2 protein-coding genes are annotated in these 2,749 nt (G+C 33.3%); both read left to right on the top strand.

Annotated features, from left to right (window positions below):
• The first annotated feature begins 1,112 nt into the window (after positions 1-1,112).
• Complete coding sequence (locus tag F6K13_RS27145; protein ID WP_124146826.1) at positions 1,113-2,357, top strand: hypothetical protein; 1,245 nt, start codon at positions 1,113-1,115, stop codon at positions 2,355-2,357.
• Between the two features lie 182 nt (positions 2,358-2,539).
• On the top strand, positions 2,540-2,707 hold the full coding sequence (locus tag F6K13_RS27140; protein ID WP_205127506.1) for a hypothetical protein: 168 nt from the start codon (positions 2,540-2,542) through the stop codon (positions 2,705-2,707).
• Positions 2,708-2,749 lie beyond the last annotated feature (42 nt).

Genomic DNA, 2,749 nt, shown 5'->3' with positions numbered 1-2,749 from the left:
GTTAGAAGAAATTCTGTTTGAGCGTTGTCAAGTTCTTTTAACACAGCAATTTGCAATCAAGGCTATAACCCAGTACCATTGGTGGCCGAAAATTCAGGTTTAATTACTCCGATGCTACCGGATTTGATATTAGCCGTTTGCTCTAACGGTAAGGTGTTTAAAAATCCAAAAACTTATAGACCCATGAGTAAGTGTTTAAAACACCTACAGTGTCAAGTGAGCAAGAAAGTGAACGCTGCCAAAAATATTCTCAAGAAAGCACTATGTACGGTGGGGCACACCGGAACCTACCGGGAGATTGGCCTTTTGGCTGAGTTGGAGAAATCCTGCTAGGTGATGTTGAGTCAGTGTTCGCGCAGCGTTGCGTCAGCGAACCAAGAATCCCCGCATTTTTAGACTGGGGAGTATCAATCTGAATACTATATAGCAATTCCCATAAACAGTGAGATACAAAATTCGTTTGTTTGAGGCAGTAGGGAGCACTAGATAACTATAATTTACTTCCTAAAAATGAAAATTCTGTACCGACCAATATTAGTACTTTTGCCAGACTACTTATTCTTAAAAATGGTGTTGGTTGTAATTATTTGATTACGAATTATCCGTATTCACACTTAACTAAAAGCTTCTGCATTTACAGGGTTTCAGTAAACTTATCATCAAAAAATCTACTGAACTCTTAGATTCTTCATCAAATCTTTACATAAATTCAAATAATTCCAGAGTAAAATTAATAGTTAGAGTATAATCTAATTTTTATACTTAATTTAGCTTATAAAGGTTAGTTATGGATAGGACTAAGATTGTAATAAGCAAAAGTTATAAACTAGAGTGAGTATTACAAACTTTAATCTGTATTTCAGATTTAACCTAATTCATAACGCATATTTTTAGGTAAATACGGACATTGAGCATATTTTTATATGAGTTAAATTTACTATCATAATCTCAAAAATATTGGTCTAACAAATCTGTTCAAAATTGCAATTTAATTCTTATTGAAATATCTATTCTACTAAGACAGATATAATCATCAATTCTTACAAAAATATACTTTATTGAAGGGCAAGTTAAATTAGCTTATAATTAATTATCAGAGGGGATTTTCAAGAATGTTAAATTATAATTTAAAATCTTTATCAACTAATAATAATCATAAATCTGCCAAACAAGAACAGCGACTTTATCAGCATTTACAAGATTTAGCTCGTCAACAAGACCCCGAAGAGTTAATTGGTAATTTTAGGGCTCTATTTATTGATGCTTCTGGATATTTTATCCCTGAAATATGGCAGGTAATGGAAACAATTATTCATGCCGATCCTGATGAAGAAGAATTTCATAATATTCTCAATAGAAGTTGCTATATATTAATTAACTTTTGGTTACAAAACCCACAACTGCAAAAATCAATTCCAGAATTAGTAAGTATATTCCAGGTAAAACCAAATAACCTGCCCTCTTGTTGGACTTCTAAACGTTTACGCACTTTAATTCGCAGTTTTACTGAGACTGAAAAATATGTTGCCTTACAACGTTTAGCTAAGATGTTTATCAGGGAAACTCAAGAAAATACAAAAATTGCAGATCGGAAGTTAGAAAAATTAATTGATCGATATCCATATCTATATGAACATTGTTTTTTCAATGATGAGAGTACTGATCAAGAGCAACAAGAAATTAAAATGATTGGAAGAAGACAACAGCAAAAATATGAAATAGATTTGTCTAAATATATCACTTATCAAAGGTTGCCCAGGAAAAACAATTCTATTGAAAATCCTACTTTAATGAAAGACGAAGAATTAAATGAAGTAGTTAAGTATTTTACCAAAAAAGTTCATGGTCGCCAAACATTACGAGACCAAGCTCAACAGTTTCAAACTTATTGTGATTTTACTTGTTCTTATGGTACTTTTAAAGATGGGCTATATGAATACTTAACTGATACAATCGATCCTGGTTATAGTAAATGTCAATTTAATCGCAAATTATATGATAAATTACAAAATACTTGGTCTGATAATAATACTCAAAAACCCAATGATTCTCTAATTTTAGGTACTTGCAAAAAAATGTTAGATTTTCTAGTTGTTGAGAGTCTTGAGCAACCAAAACATTTTGTTTTTTATGACCTGATTAATAATCTTGGAGCGACAATAGTGATTGGTATGTTCTTGAAGATTGTACTATTTTGTCACCAAGCTAAACCTTATTTAGAACAAAAATTTTCTATTCTTTTTAATCATTATCAAGGAGCTACCACTGGTAAAGTTTGGTGGTTAGTGAAGTCCATGGAAACTCTTAATGTTGCTTTTAGCACTAACTTAGTAGGGATAAATCTATGGTGTTTTTAACTATTGATTCGGCGTTGCACAGTGACGAATGATTACGAGAATTGAGGAATTTGCCGATGTTTCAAATCATAGATCAGCAAGGGAATTGATCTGTACCAGTTTCATGTCTGTTATGAAGACTACCGTGCTGCTGCCTCTATTGACTTAGAGCATGATGAAGCAGATATTGACACGAAAATACAGTGTCCGTTATTGGTATTGTGGGGAGAGAAGGGAGTCATATCAAATCCGGTAGCATCGGTGTAATTAGATTGGGGGATGGGGAGATGGGACCCACCCCTCGCCCCTCCCCCTCCCAGGAGGGGAATGTGGGGAGATGGGGAGATCGAGAAATATTTGGTAATGGTTGAAGATGAAACATTTTTTTATACCGAATTAAACGGATTTGATAT

Origin of the sequence: Okeania sp. SIO2B9 (assembly GCF_010672505.1) — a bacterium.
GTDB classification, from domain to species: Bacteria; Cyanobacteriota; Cyanobacteriia; order Cyanobacteriales; family Microcoleaceae; genus Okeania; species Okeania hirsuta.
Note: the sequence above shows the minus strand (reverse complement) of the source record. Positions and strands in the feature narration are given on the sequence as shown.